The following is a 14,487-nucleotide window of genomic DNA, read 5'->3' as shown; positions in this document are numbered from 1 at the left end:
ATTTTATCCTTTAGTGTTTGCTAGTTTATTAATTGCGTCGTTATTCATATCATCCATCTGTACCTGCATAGCTTTTTGATACATTCCAACTAAACGATTTGTTTCTATCATCTGTGTCATCATTTTTACAGCATTTACATTGCTTTTTTCAACAAAACCCTGCTTTACTGCTCCGGTGTCTTCCAAACTCTTAAGTTCTTCTACACCGTCATATCTGTAAAGGTTATCTCCCTCTTTTTTAAGAAGAGCGATATTATCAGGTTGCGCTACAAAAAGTTTTGAACCAGCAGTAAGAGTTACTGTACCGGGTACATTTGTTAACATTTGTCCATTTTTATCTATTTCAAGAACAGTGTCTCCCTGACTTAGTCTAATTGGCTCCTCAGAATCAAAATAATCACTAGGTAAAACTTCATATCCACCTTTTGTGACTAGCTTCCCCTCATCATCTTTTGTAAATGAGCCGTCTCTAGTAAGCCTTACTCCGTCGGGTGTCTTAACTAAAAAGAAAAGTCCTTCTCTTGAAAGTGCAAGGTCTAAAGGATTGTTACTTTGCTGCATTGTTCCAAGAGAGTGATTAGTATAAGAATCAACAACCTGAGGTGCTTTAGTTATTGTTCTATTTAGGAATTGCGCTGCTTCTTTAGTATGATTAGCATTTGGAAGTTCATCTCTGGCTTCTTTATATAGACGCATAAAGTCACCAACAACAACATTATCTTCTTTAAAACCAACCGTATTCACATTAGCAAGATTATTTGCAATAGTGTCAAGACGATTAAACTGTGTAACCATTCCTGCTGCTGAACTATAATATCCACTCTGCATGAATTCCCTTTATCTGCAATATTTTCTAGCATAAAGCAAAGGGTGTTCCAAAATAAACAGAAGTAAATATTAAGACTATTTCGGTATAATCCACCTTTGAAAAATCTTATACAAATCATCCACAAGGTATATTCTATATGACAGCTAAAGAACTCAACAAAGCTATTGAAACATTCTTTACCAATCAAAAACCAAAAGAGTGTTCAACATACGAATCTCTAATAGAACTTTTTGACAAACAACCAACAGCAGCACAGGCAAAAAATATATTTAAGCTTATTCAAAAACATAAAGCTTGCATCTACACTTCATCTGAACATGCAAAACTTCTTAACGATAAAGAAGCAGAAGCTAGAAGAAGTGCGCAAAGAAAAATGCTTGAAAATAATGAAACAGATAAGTTTGATATATTAAAAGAGCATGAACTGCTTGAATGGTCTCGTTCAGACTCACCAGTTCGTATGTACCTTCGTGAGATGGGTCAGATTCCTTTACTGACTAAAGAAGAAGAAATTGAAATATCCAAAAAGATTGAAGGTGGTGAGAGTATCATCATTGATGCAATCTGTTCTGTTCCTTATCTGATAGAATTCATTTTAGACTACAAAGAGCCTCTTATCAACCGTGAGAGAAGAGTTAAAGAGCTGTTTAAAAGCTTTGAAGATGAAAAAGAAGATGATGATGCTGAAGACAAAGAGGTGTCAGAAGATGAAGAAGAAAAAACATTAACAGCAAAAGACAAAACTAGAGTTGAAAAAGTCACTATTAGCTTCAAAGCTTTAGAAAAAGCAAAAAAAGAGTGGATAAAACTTGCTGAAAAAGCACCTGAAGATTTAGATGGTGAACTTACTCTAGAAATAGTTCAATATTTTTTAAATGTGACATTTAAAAAATCTGTTTTAAAAGAAAAACTGCTAGATTTAGGACCAACTTCAAAACTTATCAATGAACTTGTAAAAGCGATGGAGACTGCACTTAAAAGTGATGAGGGTTACGATAAAGAGCTAAAAAGATTGGAATATAAACTTCCTCTATTTAATGCGACTCTAAAAGCAAATCACAGAGTTCTTGTTAGCAAAATTCAAGATCTCAACAAAGAAGATATTGCCAATATGGTTCCTGAAGCAACTATGGTTAGTACATATATGGAAATAAAAAAGCTTGTTCAAACAAAAGAAGCTTCAAAAAATAGCTTTGATATGGAACCTGAAAAATTAGCTGACATTTTAGAGCAGATTAAACGCGGTAAAAATATATCTGAAATATCTAAAACTAAGATGGCAAAATCAAATCTAAGACTTGTTGTATCAATTGCCAAAAGATATACAAACCGTGGACTACCTTTTCTTGACCTTATCCAAGAAGGAAACATCGGTCTCATGAAAGCGGTTGATAAATTCGAATACCAAAAAGGTTATAAGTTCTCAACTTATGCTACTTGGTGGATTCGTCAAGCTATATCTCGTGCTATTGCAGATCAAGCCAGAACTATTCGTATTCCAATCCATATGATTGAAACTATCAACCGCATAAATAAAATTATGCGTAAACACCTTCAAGAACACGGTAAAGAACCGGATGTTGATACAATCGCAGAAGAAGTCGGGCTTTCAGTTGAAAAAGTTAAGAATGTAATCAAGATAACAAAAGAACCTATCTCTCTTGAAGCTCCTATCGGTAGCGAAGATGATGGCCGTTTTGGCGACTTCATAGAAGACAAAGCATCACTTTCTCCATCAGATGCGATATTAAAAGATGATTTAAGAGTTCAAATAGAAGGCGTTTTAGAACAACTAAACGAAAGAGAAAAAGCTGTTATAAAACTTCGTTTTGGAATTATGGACGATGAAAGCGATAGAACACTTGAAGAAATCGGTAAAGAGCTTAGCGTAACGCGTGAACGCGTTCGTCAAATCGAATCAAGCGCGATTAAAAAGTTAAAACATCCTAAAGTTGGAAGAAAACTTAAAAACTACATAGAAGAATAAAACTTGAACAATATGACTTTTGAGCAACAGTGGATAGAGTACGACTATAACCCTTTCGTACTCTTTAGCTCAAACGGCAAAGTCATATCACTAAATGCACAAGCGCAATTTTTACTCGGTGCTATCACTCCAAGCGAACTTTTTAGCCTCGCAACCACTTATGCAAACTTCTCTTTTGGTTTTAAAACCACATTTATTGACTTAGATTTTGGACGATATAAATTTTTTGCTCTAACAGTCGGTTACGAAAATGATGAAGAAATTGGCATAAAATTGTATCAGTCACCATCTTTTAAACTAGACAAGCCAAAACCTGTCGGTGAAGTAAACAATATATATACACTTGTAGATTTATGCATATCAACAAATTCTATCAACTCTAAAATAAAATTTCTTAAAGAATTTGACCCAACTATACCCGATGTAGTTATTAACTCAAGCAGTTTTATAAAGATTTTAAATAAAACATATGATTGTTTTAAAGAAAACAAAAAAATATTAACTAAGATATTTTATAGAGTTGGTGAGCATATAAAATTTGAAGATAAGAAATATAGTATTTTTTGTGTTGAAGTTACCGCAGACAACATCAATACTCAAAAAATAAATGAATTGGAAGTTTTAACTACAGACACAAGCTTTTACATGGATATCAAAAAATCCGTAACTATCAATATTCCTATGATTACATCTTAAGTGCTATATAGACTCTTAGAGCTACTATAACCTATAACAATTCCAACAAGCAGTGATGGAAGATATATGCCAATATTCAATAGTTCATTGTTTTTGAGCGCGATAAACCCTAATATCAAAAATAGATAAGGTGCGAGTCTATAAAGTGAAACACTCGCTTTACCGCCTTTTTTCATATCTTTTATATTTAAAATTTTTATCTTTTTCTTCTCTTGTTTAACTATGGCCTTTAAATCTAACTCTTCTACTGGAGTATTATTTATAGGTTCATCATCGTAAAGTTCATGAGGGTCCTCTATTTCATCAAGGACATCTCTTTGTTCATCAATATTATCTTGAGCAACCTGAGTCTTAATCATTTTATTATAAGCATACATTGAGCCCATAATAATAAAAAAACTACTAAGGAAGGCTATTTGTAAATTAATAAAAAATTCAAATGATATTATATTTGTAGATAAGATTAGTGCCTCAACTATAAACAAAAGTCTAATAGTTTTTTTCACCATAATCCTCATCATCGTCATCTTTGTTATCAAGCTGTTTTTTCATTGCATAACGAGGTTCTTTTGCTAACTCTTCATACGCCTTGTACTGCTTTGAATAAGCTTTGTATACATTTAAAATTGCAGCAGCAATACCGATAAAAACACCAATCCAAAAAGTCCAAGATATTTCAGTGAGACTTCTAAGAAGATAGCCTATTCCAATGCCCATAACAATTGCTACGACCATTGATATCCCGAGTGAAAGACTGTCAGCAGCCTCAATAATCGGTTTTATTTTAGGCTTTTTTTCTTCTGTGTGTTCTTCTTTGTCTTCAGGCATTCGTTATCGCTTTAAATACTCTTGCACTTGCTTTGATAGTATCTTCAATCATCTCATCAGTAGTTGCAGTTGAAATAAAACCTGTCTCATAAAGTGAACACGCAAAATAAAAACCTTCATTAAGCATGCCAGAGTGAAATTTTGCAAAAAGTGCTGCATCTGAGTTACATGCATCTGCGAAGTTTTTAACAGGCTTTTCATTAAAGAAAAATCCAAACATGCTTCCTCTTGTATCTATCTGCATTGTGATTCCACAAGCCTCAGCCTCTTTTTGCATTCCCTCAACAAGTCTAGTTGCGCGCGCATTTAAAACAGACATAACTGATGCATTTTTCTTTAATTTTGAAAGTGCTGCAAGTCCCGCTGCCATCGCAACCGGATTTCCGCTTAATGTACCGGCTTGATATACCGGTCCCTCAGGAGAAAGCTGTGCCATAATCTCTTTTCTTGCACCAAAAGCACCAACCGGCATACCGCCACCGATAACTTTACCAAGAGTAACTATGTCAGGTTTAGTTCCAGTAATAGACTCAGCACCATTTATTGTAGCTCTAAAACCACTCATAACTTCATCAAAAATAAGAAGCGTTCCATTTTCATCACAAATCTTTCTTAGCTGGGCTAAAAACTCTTTATCAGCAGGAACAAGACCCATATTTCCTGCTATTGGCTCAATAATAACACATGCTATATCTTTTGAATCTGCAAAACATTTTTTTACACTTTCTATGTCATTGTATGTAGCTAAAAGTGTATGTTTTGTAAAATCGGCTGGAACCCCTGGTGAACTTGGATTACCAAATGTAACTGCCCCGCTTCCTGCTTCAACTAAAAGTGAATCACTATGACCATGATAACAACCCGTAAATTTTACAATATCATCACGACCCGTGTAACCTCTAGCCAAACGAATTGCACTCATAACCGCTTCTGTTCCACTGCTTACAAATCTTATCTTGTCTATAGAATCAAACATAGATACCACAAGCTCTGCAAGTTCTGTCTCTGCCTTTGTTGGTGCACCAAAACTCAAACCATGCTTAACAGCCTCTATAACAGCAGCTTCAATCGACTCATCTCTGTGACCAAAGATAAGCGGCCCCCAACTCTGCACAAAATCTACATACTTGTTGCCGTCTATATCTTTTAAGTATCCGCCCTCACCTTCAGCTATAAAGATAGGAGAACCTCCAACACTGCTAAATGCTCTTACTGGAGAGTTTACTCCACCTGGGATTAAATCTTGTGCTTGCTCAAAAGCTTTAAGTGAATTATCAATACTCATAAATAACCTTAATATTTTTTTGTTATTATAGCTAAGAAGTATTAATTTATATTAGTTATAATAATTCAAATATCTTTAAATAAATGGAATCGTTTGAATCGTTCATATTTTGCACTTTTTGTAGCACTTTTAATTCACTTTATATTTCTTCTTCTATTTTGGCTACTGGGGAGCATGTTACCAGAGATTAAAGAAGATAAAAAACCCCAAGAAAAAAGGATAAAGGTTGCTCTAAAAGAGATGCCAAAAAAAATCAAAGATTTAGGAGAGGTTAAAAAAGTTGTTGAACAACCAAGAAATATTGCACCGCCAATGCCAAAAGGTAAACAACTAAAAGAGATAGTTAAACCTGCAAAAAAAGAACCTGTTAAATATGACCAAAAGAAAATAGAGAAGATGCCGGTTGTTAAAAAGATGCCTATAAACCCTCCTGAGAAAATAGAAGAAAAACATGAGCCGGAACCTTTACCAAAGATAGAGCCTCTTCCGCCTACTAAACCATATGTAGAACTAAAGCCTAAAGTACCAAAAGAAGTCAAAAAACCTAAGTATGACTCTTATGACTGGCTTTTAGAAGATAAATCAGATGAAGAAGTTAAAAAAGAGAAGAAAACGGTAAGCAGCGGCAGCAACATAACCAATGATATAAAAGAGTTATATGGTGACGAGTTTGGCAAACTTACTCCTGGTCAACAACAATATATTTTAGATAATCGAGAGATTATGAGAAGGATTACACAACAAATATTAACTAGAGTAGCAAGAGTAAACCTTTCCAAAGACCTTAACGTAAACAGAACCAATGTAATAGAGTTTTACCTTCATCCAAATGGAGATATGACAGACTTTAAGTTTATAAAAACAAGTGGCTATTTTGTACTGGACGACACAACAAAAGAGACTATTGAATACGCTTACAGCAGATATCCAAGACCGCAAGAGAAAATACTAATCAGATATAACGTATTTTACAATCTAGCTAGATATTGAAACTTTTGATATTAAAGCCAAAGCACCTTTGTAGACAGGTTCATCGATAAATCCAAACTCTTCATCTACAAAGCCTGTAACGCCTTCTTGCGCATGCATCTCATACAGTTTTATAATTATTTGCGCTCTCTCTAGCTCTTTTTCTTCATCTACAAATATACTATTGACATGTAGAACTTGCTGGGGAGATATACAGCCTTTTGCATCATAGCCCATATTTTTTTCAAGTTCAACCCATTTACTAAACTCTTCTAAATTTTTAAAATCCTGATATACAAATGAGACTGGTTTTACACCCATTGTTTTACATGTAATTAAGAAGTGTGAAAGCATATAAAGCATTGTTGGGTTATCTCTTCTTATAAGACTTTGGGATAATTTTATATCTGCAAACAAATCCAATATGCCAAGATAAAAAGTTGTTACTCTTTTGTCAATCTTCAATGAAGAGAGATTATGCCATGCATCAGCAGTTTCTATAGAAAGATGAAGCTCAATATCATCATGTAATAGAGCACGAATTCTTTTTACTTCATCTTTATTTCTAATTTTTGGGACTCTTACAGCATCAGGCATAAACTGATTTAAATAGGTAATTTCTTCGTATCCGCCTTCATCAAGTGCATTGACTCTTACTACAATTTTTTTATTACTCTCTTGATGTTCTTTTAAAAATATGGCACATAATACCAAGGCAAAAGACTTGTCTTGCGGACTTACTCCATCTTCTAAATTTAACATAATACACTCTGCTTCAAGCTGCTCTATCTTACTTAAGTGTTTTATATTATTACATGAGAGCATTAAGACAGAACGAAAATCATTATTTTTATTGATTTCTCTAAATGCAGGAGTAGCAAGTGTGTCCAGAGCTTTTAAGTCTCTATTTTCATAAGCTGTTTTTATTTTTTGAAGTAAATCATTTTTCATTTTTTTTACTTTTCTTATCTTTTTGCTGCAAATAGAAATAAAGTGCCTGAATCTCTTTTTTTGTTAAAAAATATCTAGGCATTCCATTTATTCTTTTGTTTAAGGCTTCATGAAATCTATCAAAATCCATACTGTTAATTGCAGGACCGCCAAAACTTTTTTTTTCGCCTTTGTGCATATAAGTAGCAACTAATTTACCCTCACCATTTTTACCATGGCAGTTGTTACAGCCTATTCCTCTTGGATTTTTATATAATGATGAAGAGTATTCCATAGGAGTGATAAAACTGCTAGCTGCATATAAGTAAAATGGTAATAATAAAAACAAGACATATCTCATAAAGCGACCTTTTAATATATAACGGTATAATAACAAAAAAATAATTTATGGGGTTTAAATGCAACTTCTTGATGGTAGAGCACTTTCAAAAAAAATAGAGATACAAGTAGCGGATGAAGTAAAAAAACTAAAAGACACTTGTGGATGCACACCCGGTTTAGCAGTTGTTTTAGTTGGTCAAGACCCGGCAAGTGCTGCTTATGTAAATATGAAGAAAAAAGCATGTGATAGAGTTGGTTTTTATTCTATTACACATGATATGCCTCAAAGTATCTCGCAAGAAGCAATAGAAAAAACAATCACAATGTTAAACAATGACACGAATGTTGATGGTATTTTAATTCAACTTCCTCTGCCGGAGCACATTGATACAACTAAGCTTTTAGAACTTGTTGCTCCTGAGAAAGATGTTGATGGTTTTCATCCATTTAATGTTGGTCGCTTAGCCACTAACCTTGATGGTTTTGTGCCATGTACACCGCTTGGAGTTATGAAGCTTTTAGAAGAATACAACATTGATGTAAAAGGTAAAAACTGTGTAGTTGTAGGTGCATCAAATATTGTCGGCAAACCTATGGCTGCCCTACTTTTAAATGCTAATGCTACGGTTGAAATATGTCATATTTTTACTGATGATTTGAAAAAACACACTCTTAATGCTGATATGATTTTTGTTGGTGTAGGTGTTATCAATCTTATAACACAAGATATGGTTAAAGATGATGTTGTAATCATCGATATCGGTGTAAGCAGAACCAAAGAGGGAAAACTTGTCGGTGATGTTGACTTTGAAAATGTAAGTAAAAAAAGCTCATACATTACACCAAGCCCCGGTGGAGTCGGTCCTATGACTATTGCAATGCTTTTAAGTAATACCCTAAAAGCTGCAAAAGTAAATGCAAAAGCCAAAGCAGATATGGAGACTAATATTTAATGAAAGAATTTTTACACAAAACATATAAATTCTCTAACTCATGGACTGGAACTATCATTATAGTTCTTTTTGTTATATTTTTCATTGCACAGGCTTTCAGAATCCCTAGTGGCTCAATGAAAGACTCTCTTCTTATTGGTGATCATCTTTTTGCTAAAAAATTTGCATACGGCATACCTATGCCGCATCTTCCATTTTTGGAAGTATCTATCATGCCATGGAGTGATTCTCTTCGTCTTATGGATGGAGACAAGCCAAAAAGAGGTGATATTGTTATATTTAGACCTCCACACAATCCAAAAACACACTTTGTAAAGAGATGTGTTGCCCTTCCTGGAGATGAGCTTTTTCTTTTAAAGAAAGATCTTTTTATACACCACAGCGAAGGTGACGAGTGGATAAAAGAGAACTTTAAAGACCATGAACTTGTAGTTTTTGCCCAAAAACTTTGGGTTAAAAATCCATACAGGAAGAAACATCCCGGTATTCATAATGATGAAAAAATCATAAATAACGGACAATACCCTATGCAGCTATTTAATTACGCTCCAATTAAAGTTGACGAAGACAATTATTTCATGATGGGTGATAACCGTGATCACTCAAATGACAGCCGTTTCTGGGGAGCAGTTCCTTATGAAAACATAGAAGGAACGCCATGGTTTGTTTACTTTAGTGTTGACAAAGACTGGGAAATCAGATGGGATCGTATAGGAAAGACTCCAACGGACTTAGAAGCTCCTTCTATTTTAAACAGAGCCGTTCAAGAGAGAATAAAAACAGATAAAGACGATTATGGAATCTATTGATTTACTAAAAATTTTAGCAGCTGTTTTAGCACTGGCTGTTGCAATCATTGGGCATGAGATAATGCATGGATGGGTTGCTTACAAGTACGGTGATACAACTGCCAAAAATGCAGGCAGATTATCTATAAACCCTCTTGTACATGTAGACCTGGTTGGTACTATTATTGTTCCTGCAGCTATGTACTTTTTACCAATGCTTTTAGGTGGAGAAAGTGGTTTTTTATTTGGCTGGGCTAAACCTGTACCGATAAACACCGCAACAGTGATAAGAAATGCTGGATACAACGGTGCAATGCAGGTTGATTTAGCTGGAATTGTATATAACTTTACTCTCGCAGTTTTTGCTTCAATAGCTATAGTCTCTATGAGTCAACCTACAAACGCTGACAGTTTGGTATATATTTTCGCTTATCTATTTGTATTTCAACTGCTTATCATAAATGTTGTTCTGGGAGTTTTTAACCTGCTTCCTATTCCTCAGTTTGATGGAGCTCATTTTTTAATGCACTTGGCATTAAAATACAAAGTAAATGCAGTTGCAGAATTTTTTTATAAAAATGAGAGATATGGAATAATTGTTGTTTTAATAATTTTAATGACACCGCTTAAAGATTATTTGCTATTAATGCCTGTACAGACAGTTTTAAATCTGCTATTATCATAAAAGGAAAAAAAATGAAGTTTTATATTGCGACTGACCATGCCGGTATTGATTTAAAAGACTACACAGTTGAACTGCTTAAAGACAAAGGTCATGAAGTAATAGACCTTGGTCCATTTAATAAAGATAGAGTTGATTATCCTGATTATGCTGTTAAAGTTGTAGAGTCTGTTTTAGCAGATAGTGACTCTCAAGGTATTCTTATCTGCGGTTCCGGTATTGGCATGAGTATGGCAGCAAATAGACATCACGGCATTCGTGCAGCACTTTGCCATGATGCATATACTGCAACAGTTGCACGCGGACACAATGATGCAAATATACTATGTTTTGGTGAGAGAATCGTAGGTCGCGGTGTAGCTGAGTCCATACTTGATGCATGGTGTGCAGGTAGTTTTGATGGCGGTCGTCATACTGGCAGAGTAGCAAAGATTGAAGCAATAAACTCTTAAAAAATAAAGGAAAGCTTATGTTTTGGGAATGGTCTCTTTTAACAATTTTATCTATTGTATCTGTTTATCTATTCGTTAAGATGTTTTACTTTAAAAGCATCACTAGCAAAGAACAAAGAAGCAATGAGTTAATGAAGCTCACTTTGCAAGAAGCAGAAATACTAATTAGAAAGTATCAGATTCAACTACAACGCGCTTTGGGTAATGTTGATATTTTGAGTGATGAATTAACTAAACTCAGAAATGAGCTTAAAATACTTAAACAAAGAAATACGAAGCATAGAGGTGATGTTGACCGCCTAAATAACAAAATAAAAGCACTTGAGGGTCGTATAGACGCTTTACTATAAAGGAGAAAAAATGACATTAAGCAAAATAGAAAGAAAAATAATCGAAGACTCTATCAGAGACATAAAAGACTTTCCTAAGCCTGGAATTGTGTTTAAGGACATAACTACTCTTTTAAATGACAAAGAAGCTTACAGCGTTTTAATGAATCATTTATACCAAAGATACAAAGAATATAATCTAGACTATATTGCGGGCATTGATGCTAGAGGTTTTATATTTGGAGCTGCACTTGCACAGATGCTTGGCCTTGGCTTTGTTCCCATCCGTAAAAAAGGCAAACTTCCATATACTACTATAAGTGAAAAATACTCACTCGAATATGGTGTGGACGAGATTGAAGTTCATATAGATGCTTTTTCAAAAGTTAAAAATGCAAAAGTACTTATGATTGATGATTTGATAGCAACCGGCGGAACAGCAAATGCCGCTGCAACACTTATAAACCAAACTGGAGCAGAGTGTGTTGAGGCCTGCTTTATAATTGGTCTTAGCTTTTTAGATGGTATTGACAATCTAAAAACAAAGACTGATGTTTATTCCCTGATAGAGGTTAACTGATGTATATACCCTCTCCTTCAAAGTTTGATCCTGATAAAAATGGACATTTTGGAATTTTTGGCGGCAGATATGTTCCAGAAACTCTTATGCCTGCACTTTTAAAACTTCGTGATGAATATGATGCGATTAGATTTGACAAAGATTTTTGGGAAGAAGTACATTACTACCTCAAAGATTATGTAGGTCGCCCTTCTCCACTTTACTATGCTGAGAACATGTCAAAAGAGCTTGGTGCAAAGATTTACTTTAAAAGAGAAGATTTAAACCATACCGGCGCTCATAAAGTAAATAATGTTATAGCTCAAGGACTTATGGCAAAAAGACTTGGTTATAAAAAAATCATTGCTGAAACCGGTGCCGGTCAACACGGTGTTGCTACTGCTACAATCTGTGCGCTTTTAGATTTAGAGTGTGAAATCTTTATGGGTGCAAAAGATGCTGTAAGACAAGAACTTAATGTTTTTCGCATGAAACTTCTCGGTGCTAAAGTAAATGCGGTTGAGAGTGGTTCAAGAAGTTTAAAAGATGCCATGAACGATGCAATTCGCCACTGGGTGACTAATGCAAGAGACACTTTTTATATCATAGGAACTGTTGCCGGTCCTCATCCATATCCTATGATGGTTCGAGATTTTCAAGCTATCATAGGTTATGAAACAAGAGCACAGATACTAGAAAAAGAAAATCGTCTTCCGGATCATGTTATTGCATGTATTGGCGGTGGTTCAAACGCAATAGGGATGTTTCAACACTTTTTAGAAGATGAGGAAGTTGAATGCATAGGTATTGAAGCTGGCGGGCACGGTATAGACTCAAAAGAGCATGGATGCTCATTAAATCAAGGTCGCCCAGGTGTTTTACATGGTCAAATGAGCTACTTACTCCAAGATGATGACGGTCAAGTACAAGAAGCTCACTCAATCAGTGCCGGACTTGATTATCCAGGCATAGGTCCAGAGCACTCTTTTCATAAAGACAACAAATCAGTTAGTTATGATTTTATTACTGACAAAGAAGCACTCGATGCTTTTGTATGGCTTTCTCAAAAAGAGGGAATTATCCCTGCTCTTGAAAGTGCACATGCGGTTGCATATCTAAAAAAACTACCAAATATAAAAGATAAATTAATTATCGTAAATCTATCCGGTCGAGGCGATAAAGATATGATTCAAGCTAAAGATTTACTGCACTTTGATGATTGATGATTAAAAGAGTTTATGAAAATATATTAGATGAAAATATTAACTCAACTTTATACACTTTTGGTTATCATCCGCATTTAAAATAAACTAATATAGGAATAATATGAATATTGAACTAATAAACAAGAATATATCTGATATAGACTCAGAGATATTGGTAGAATTTTTAGCACCTAACGATTTAGCAGAGCATGAATACAGCCAAACACTAGAGAGTGCCGGTTTTAAAGCAGAACAAGATTCTACATGTTTTTTATATGAAAAAAGAATTTTGTTTTGTGGTGTAGAAAAAAAGAAGAACGATGAGATAAGAAGTGCCGTTGCATGCATGATAAAAGTACTCAAAACTTCAAATTATAAAAGTGCAAAGATAAGTGTTGCAAGCAACTCTTCCTTAACTGGATTAGTTGAAGGTATTGTTTTGGGTGGCTATGAGTTCAATAATTATAAATCTGAGCCAAAAGAGATGACTTTAAAAGAGATCTCTCTAGCTGCCAATGAACTTGATTTTGACGAACTGCAAACAACTTTCAATGAAGCACTTATAGTGGCAAATGCCACTTGTTTTACTCGTGATATTGTAAATAATGCTCCTCAAGAAGTAAATCCCCAAACTATGGTTGCTTTAGCTATGAAACTTGCAAACGACAACTCTTTAGAGTGCAATATACTTCATGAAGAAGGTCTTGCAAAAGAGAACATGGGTGCTATGCTTGCTGTTGGCCGCGCATCAGTTCACGGAAGTGCATTGATTCATCTAGCATACAAACCTGCAAATCCTAAAAAAGTTATATCCCTTATTGGAAAAGGCTTAACTTATGACAGTGGCGGACTTAGCTTAAAACCTGCTACTTCAATGGTTACTATGAAAATGGATAAAGCCGGCGCATGTGCTGTTTTAGGTATGATTAAAGCTGCAAGTGAGTTAAAACTTGATGTTGAGATTCACGCTTTTGTCGGTGCAGTTGAAAATATGATAAGCGGTGATGCTTACAAACCTGATGATGTTCTTGTATCAAGAAGTGGAACTACTATTGAAGTTAGAAACACAGATGCTGAAGGCCGTTTGGTTTTAGCTGATGTTTTATCTTATGCACAAGACACAGTTAAAGCTGACTATATCTTTGACTTTGCAACACTTACAGGTGCATGTATGGTAGCTCTTGGTCAGTACACTACAGGTCTTATGGGACATTCTCATAAATTAAAGCATGACATGTCAAAGGCCGGGACGGCTTCTGGTGAACTTATCAGCTCTCTTCCATTTAACAAACACCTAAAAAAACTTCTAAAAAGTGAGATAGCAGATATTTCAAATGTTGCTTCAAAGCCTTTTGGCGGTGCTATTACTGCAGGTATGTTTTTAGATAAATTCATTAAAGAAGAAAATAAAAACAGATGGATGCATTTTGATATTGCAGGTTCTGCTTATACGGAATCACCATGGGATTGTAATGTTTACGGCGGAACCGGTGCCGGCGTCCGTTTAATGAGTCATTTTTTAAAAACTATATAACCTAAACCAAAACTTAAGTCTCTCCATCTTGGAGAGCAAGTTCCCTTTTTCTTTAACAAATCAAAAGTTTTATTAATATAAAAAAACAATTACAAACACTAATATGTTCTTTAATTGTA

General features: G+C 34.7%; 17 protein-coding genes. 11 read left to right on the top strand and 6 right to left on the bottom strand.

Annotated features, from left to right (window positions below; all coding sequences use genetic code 11):
• Positions 1-3 precede the first annotated feature (3 nt).
• Positions 4-828: a flagellar hook-basal body protein gene (locus tag OQK60_RS04780; protein ID WP_297684628.1), complete on the bottom strand. Its 825-nt coding sequence runs from the start codon at positions 826-828 to the stop codon at positions 4-6.
• Between the two features lie 137 nt (positions 829-965).
• On the opposite strand from OQK60_RS04780, the gene rpoD reads away from it, so the two are divergent.
• Both rpoD and OQK60_RS04770 read left to right on the top strand, forming a co-directional pair.
• On the top strand, positions 966-2,816 hold the full coding sequence (gene rpoD, locus OQK60_RS04775; protein ID WP_297684626.1) for an RNA polymerase sigma factor RpoD: 1,851 nt from the start codon (positions 966-968) through the stop codon (positions 2,814-2,816).
• A 12-nt stretch (positions 2,817-2,828) separates the two neighbouring features.
• Positions 2,829-3,512 (top strand): hypothetical protein, encoded by a 684-nt coding sequence (locus tag OQK60_RS04770; protein WP_297684813.1) that lies wholly within the window; start codon positions 2,829-2,831, stop codon positions 3,510-3,512.
• Here the strand turns inward: OQK60_RS04770 and OQK60_RS04765 are convergent.
• Genes OQK60_RS04765 through hemL form a run of 3 tightly spaced genes read right to left on the bottom strand, consistent with a single transcriptional unit; the run spans position 3,509 to position 5,625 of the window.
• Positions 3,509-4,018 (bottom strand): hypothetical protein, encoded by a 510-nt coding sequence (locus OQK60_RS04765; protein WP_297684624.1) that lies wholly within the window; start codon positions 4,016-4,018, stop codon positions 3,509-3,511. The genes OQK60_RS04770 and OQK60_RS04765 overlap by 4 nt on opposite strands.
• On the bottom strand, positions 4,002-4,340 hold the full coding sequence (locus OQK60_RS04760) for an AtpZ/AtpI family protein (protein WP_297684623.1): 339 nt from the start codon (positions 4,338-4,340) through the stop codon (positions 4,002-4,004). The genes OQK60_RS04765 and OQK60_RS04760 overlap by 17 nt, the downstream gene beginning before the upstream one ends.
• Positions 4,333-5,625, bottom strand: coding sequence for a glutamate-1-semialdehyde 2,1-aminomutase (gene hemL, locus OQK60_RS04755; RefSeq protein WP_297684622.1), 1,293 nt, complete (start codon positions 5,623-5,625; stop codon positions 4,333-4,335). The genes OQK60_RS04760 and hemL overlap by 8 nt, the downstream gene beginning before the upstream one ends.
• A gap of 93 nt (positions 5,626-5,718) precedes the next feature.
• On the opposite strand from hemL, the gene OQK60_RS04750 reads away from it, so the two are divergent.
• Entirely contained in the window at positions 5,719-6,615 is an 897-nt protein-coding gene (locus OQK60_RS04750) for an energy transducer TonB (protein ID WP_297684621.1), read from the top strand.
• Here the strand turns inward: OQK60_RS04750 and OQK60_RS04745 are convergent.
• Entirely contained in the window at positions 6,601-7,545 is a 945-nt protein-coding gene (locus OQK60_RS04745) for an aldolase/citrate lyase family protein (RefSeq protein ID WP_297684619.1), read from the bottom strand. The two genes, OQK60_RS04750 and OQK60_RS04745, sit on opposite strands and share 15 nt — an antisense overlap.
• Positions 7,535-7,885: a c-type cytochrome gene (locus OQK60_RS04740; protein ID WP_297684617.1), complete on the bottom strand. Its 351-nt coding sequence runs from the start codon at positions 7,883-7,885 to the stop codon at positions 7,535-7,537. Before OQK60_RS04740 ends, OQK60_RS04745 begins: the two co-directional genes overlap by 11 nt.
• 58 nt (positions 7,886-7,943) lie before the next feature.
• Between OQK60_RS04740 and folD the strand changes: the two genes are divergently transcribed.
• The 8 genes from folD to OQK60_RS04700 all read left to right on the top strand — a co-directional run bounded on the left by folD (position 7,944) and on the right by OQK60_RS04700 (position 14,368).
• Complete coding sequence (gene folD, locus OQK60_RS04735) at positions 7,944-8,819, top strand: bifunctional methylenetetrahydrofolate dehydrogenase/methenyltetrahydrofolate cyclohydrolase FolD (protein WP_297684615.1); 876 nt, start codon at positions 7,944-7,946, stop codon at positions 8,817-8,819.
• A complete protein-coding gene (lepB, locus tag OQK60_RS04730; protein WP_297684613.1) occupies positions 8,819-9,628 on the top strand; it encodes a signal peptidase I in 810 nt (269 codons plus the stop codon). The genes folD and lepB overlap by 1 nt, the downstream gene beginning before the upstream one ends.
• Positions 9,615-10,292: a site-2 protease family protein gene (locus OQK60_RS04725; RefSeq protein WP_297684612.1), complete on the top strand. Its 678-nt coding sequence runs from the start codon at positions 9,615-9,617 to the stop codon at positions 10,290-10,292. Before lepB ends, OQK60_RS04725 begins: the two co-directional genes overlap by 14 nt.
• An 11-nt stretch (positions 10,293-10,303) precedes the next feature.
• The gene (rpiB, locus tag OQK60_RS04720) at positions 10,304-10,741 is read left to right on the top strand and encodes a ribose 5-phosphate isomerase B (RefSeq protein ID WP_297684610.1); all 438 of its coding nucleotides are present in this window, start codon (positions 10,304-10,306) and stop codon (positions 10,739-10,741) included.
• Between the two features lie 17 nt (positions 10,742-10,758).
• Positions 10,759-11,091, top strand: a complete 333-nt coding sequence (locus OQK60_RS04715) for a hypothetical protein (RefSeq protein WP_297684608.1) — start codon at positions 10,759-10,761, stop codon at positions 11,089-11,091.
• A 10-nt stretch (positions 11,092-11,101) separates the two neighbouring features.
• A complete protein-coding gene (locus OQK60_RS04710) occupies positions 11,102-11,650 on the top strand; it encodes an adenine phosphoribosyltransferase (protein WP_297684606.1) in 549 nt (182 codons plus the stop codon).
• Entirely contained in the window at positions 11,650-12,852 is a 1,203-nt protein-coding gene (gene trpB / locus OQK60_RS04705; RefSeq protein ID WP_297684604.1) for a tryptophan synthase subunit beta, read from the top strand. Before OQK60_RS04710 ends, trpB begins: the two co-directional genes overlap by 1 nt.
• Before the next feature lie 103 nt (positions 12,853-12,955).
• Positions 12,956-14,368, top strand: coding sequence for a leucyl aminopeptidase (locus tag OQK60_RS04700; protein ID WP_297684602.1), 1,413 nt, complete (start codon positions 12,956-12,958; stop codon positions 14,366-14,368).
• Positions 14,369-14,487 lie beyond the last annotated feature (119 nt).

It is taken from the genome of Sulfurimonas sp., assembly GCF_026196735.1.
GTDB lineage: Bacteria > Campylobacterota > Campylobacteria > Campylobacterales > Sulfurimonadaceae > Sulfurimonas.
Note: the sequence above shows the minus strand (reverse complement) of the source record. Positions and strands in the feature narration are given on the sequence as shown.

What these genes read in the sequence shown, in the direction of transcription:
- OQK60_RS04780 (WP_297684628.1), bottom strand. Translation starts at nt 828, where the DNA reads ATGCAGAGTGGATATTATAGTTCAGCAGCAGGAATGGTTACACAGTTT.
- rpoD (WP_297684626.1), top strand. Translation starts at nt 966, where the DNA reads ATGACAGCTAAAGAACTCAACAAAGCTATTGAAACATTCTTTACCAAT.
- OQK60_RS04770 (WP_297684813.1), top strand. Translation starts at nt 2,829, where the DNA reads ATGACTTTTGAGCAACAGTGGATAGAGTACGACTATAACCCTTTCGTA.
- OQK60_RS04760 (WP_297684623.1), bottom strand. Translation starts at nt 4,340, where the DNA reads ATGCCTGAAGACAAAGAAGAACACACAGAAGAAAAAAAGCCTAAAATA.
- hemL (WP_297684622.1), bottom strand. Translation starts at nt 5,625, where the DNA reads ATGAGTATTGATAATTCACTTAAAGCTTTTGAGCAAGCACAAGATTTA.
- OQK60_RS04745 (WP_297684619.1), bottom strand. Translation starts at nt 7,545, where the DNA reads ATGAAAAATGATTTACTTCAAAAAATAAAAACAGCTTATGAAAATAGA.
- OQK60_RS04740 (WP_297684617.1), bottom strand. Translation starts at nt 7,885, where the DNA reads ATGAGATATGTCTTGTTTTTATTATTACCATTTTACTTATATGCAGCT.
- folD (WP_297684615.1), top strand. Translation starts at nt 7,944, where the DNA reads ATGCAACTTCTTGATGGTAGAGCACTTTCAAAAAAAATAGAGATACAA.
- lepB (WP_297684613.1), top strand. Translation starts at nt 8,819, where the DNA reads ATGAAAGAATTTTTACACAAAACATATAAATTCTCTAACTCATGGACT.
- OQK60_RS04725 (WP_297684612.1), top strand. Translation starts at nt 9,615, where the DNA reads ATGGAATCTATTGATTTACTAAAAATTTTAGCAGCTGTTTTAGCACTG.
- rpiB (WP_297684610.1), top strand. Translation starts at nt 10,304, where the DNA reads ATGAAGTTTTATATTGCGACTGACCATGCCGGTATTGATTTAAAAGAC.
- OQK60_RS04715 (WP_297684608.1), top strand. Translation starts at nt 10,759, where the DNA reads ATGTTTTGGGAATGGTCTCTTTTAACAATTTTATCTATTGTATCTGTT.
- OQK60_RS04710 (WP_297684606.1), top strand. Translation starts at nt 11,102, where the DNA reads ATGACATTAAGCAAAATAGAAAGAAAAATAATCGAAGACTCTATCAGA.
- trpB (WP_297684604.1), top strand. Translation starts at nt 11,650, where the DNA reads ATGTATATACCCTCTCCTTCAAAGTTTGATCCTGATAAAAATGGACAT.
- OQK60_RS04700 (WP_297684602.1), top strand. Translation starts at nt 12,956, where the DNA reads ATGAATATTGAACTAATAAACAAGAATATATCTGATATAGACTCAGAG.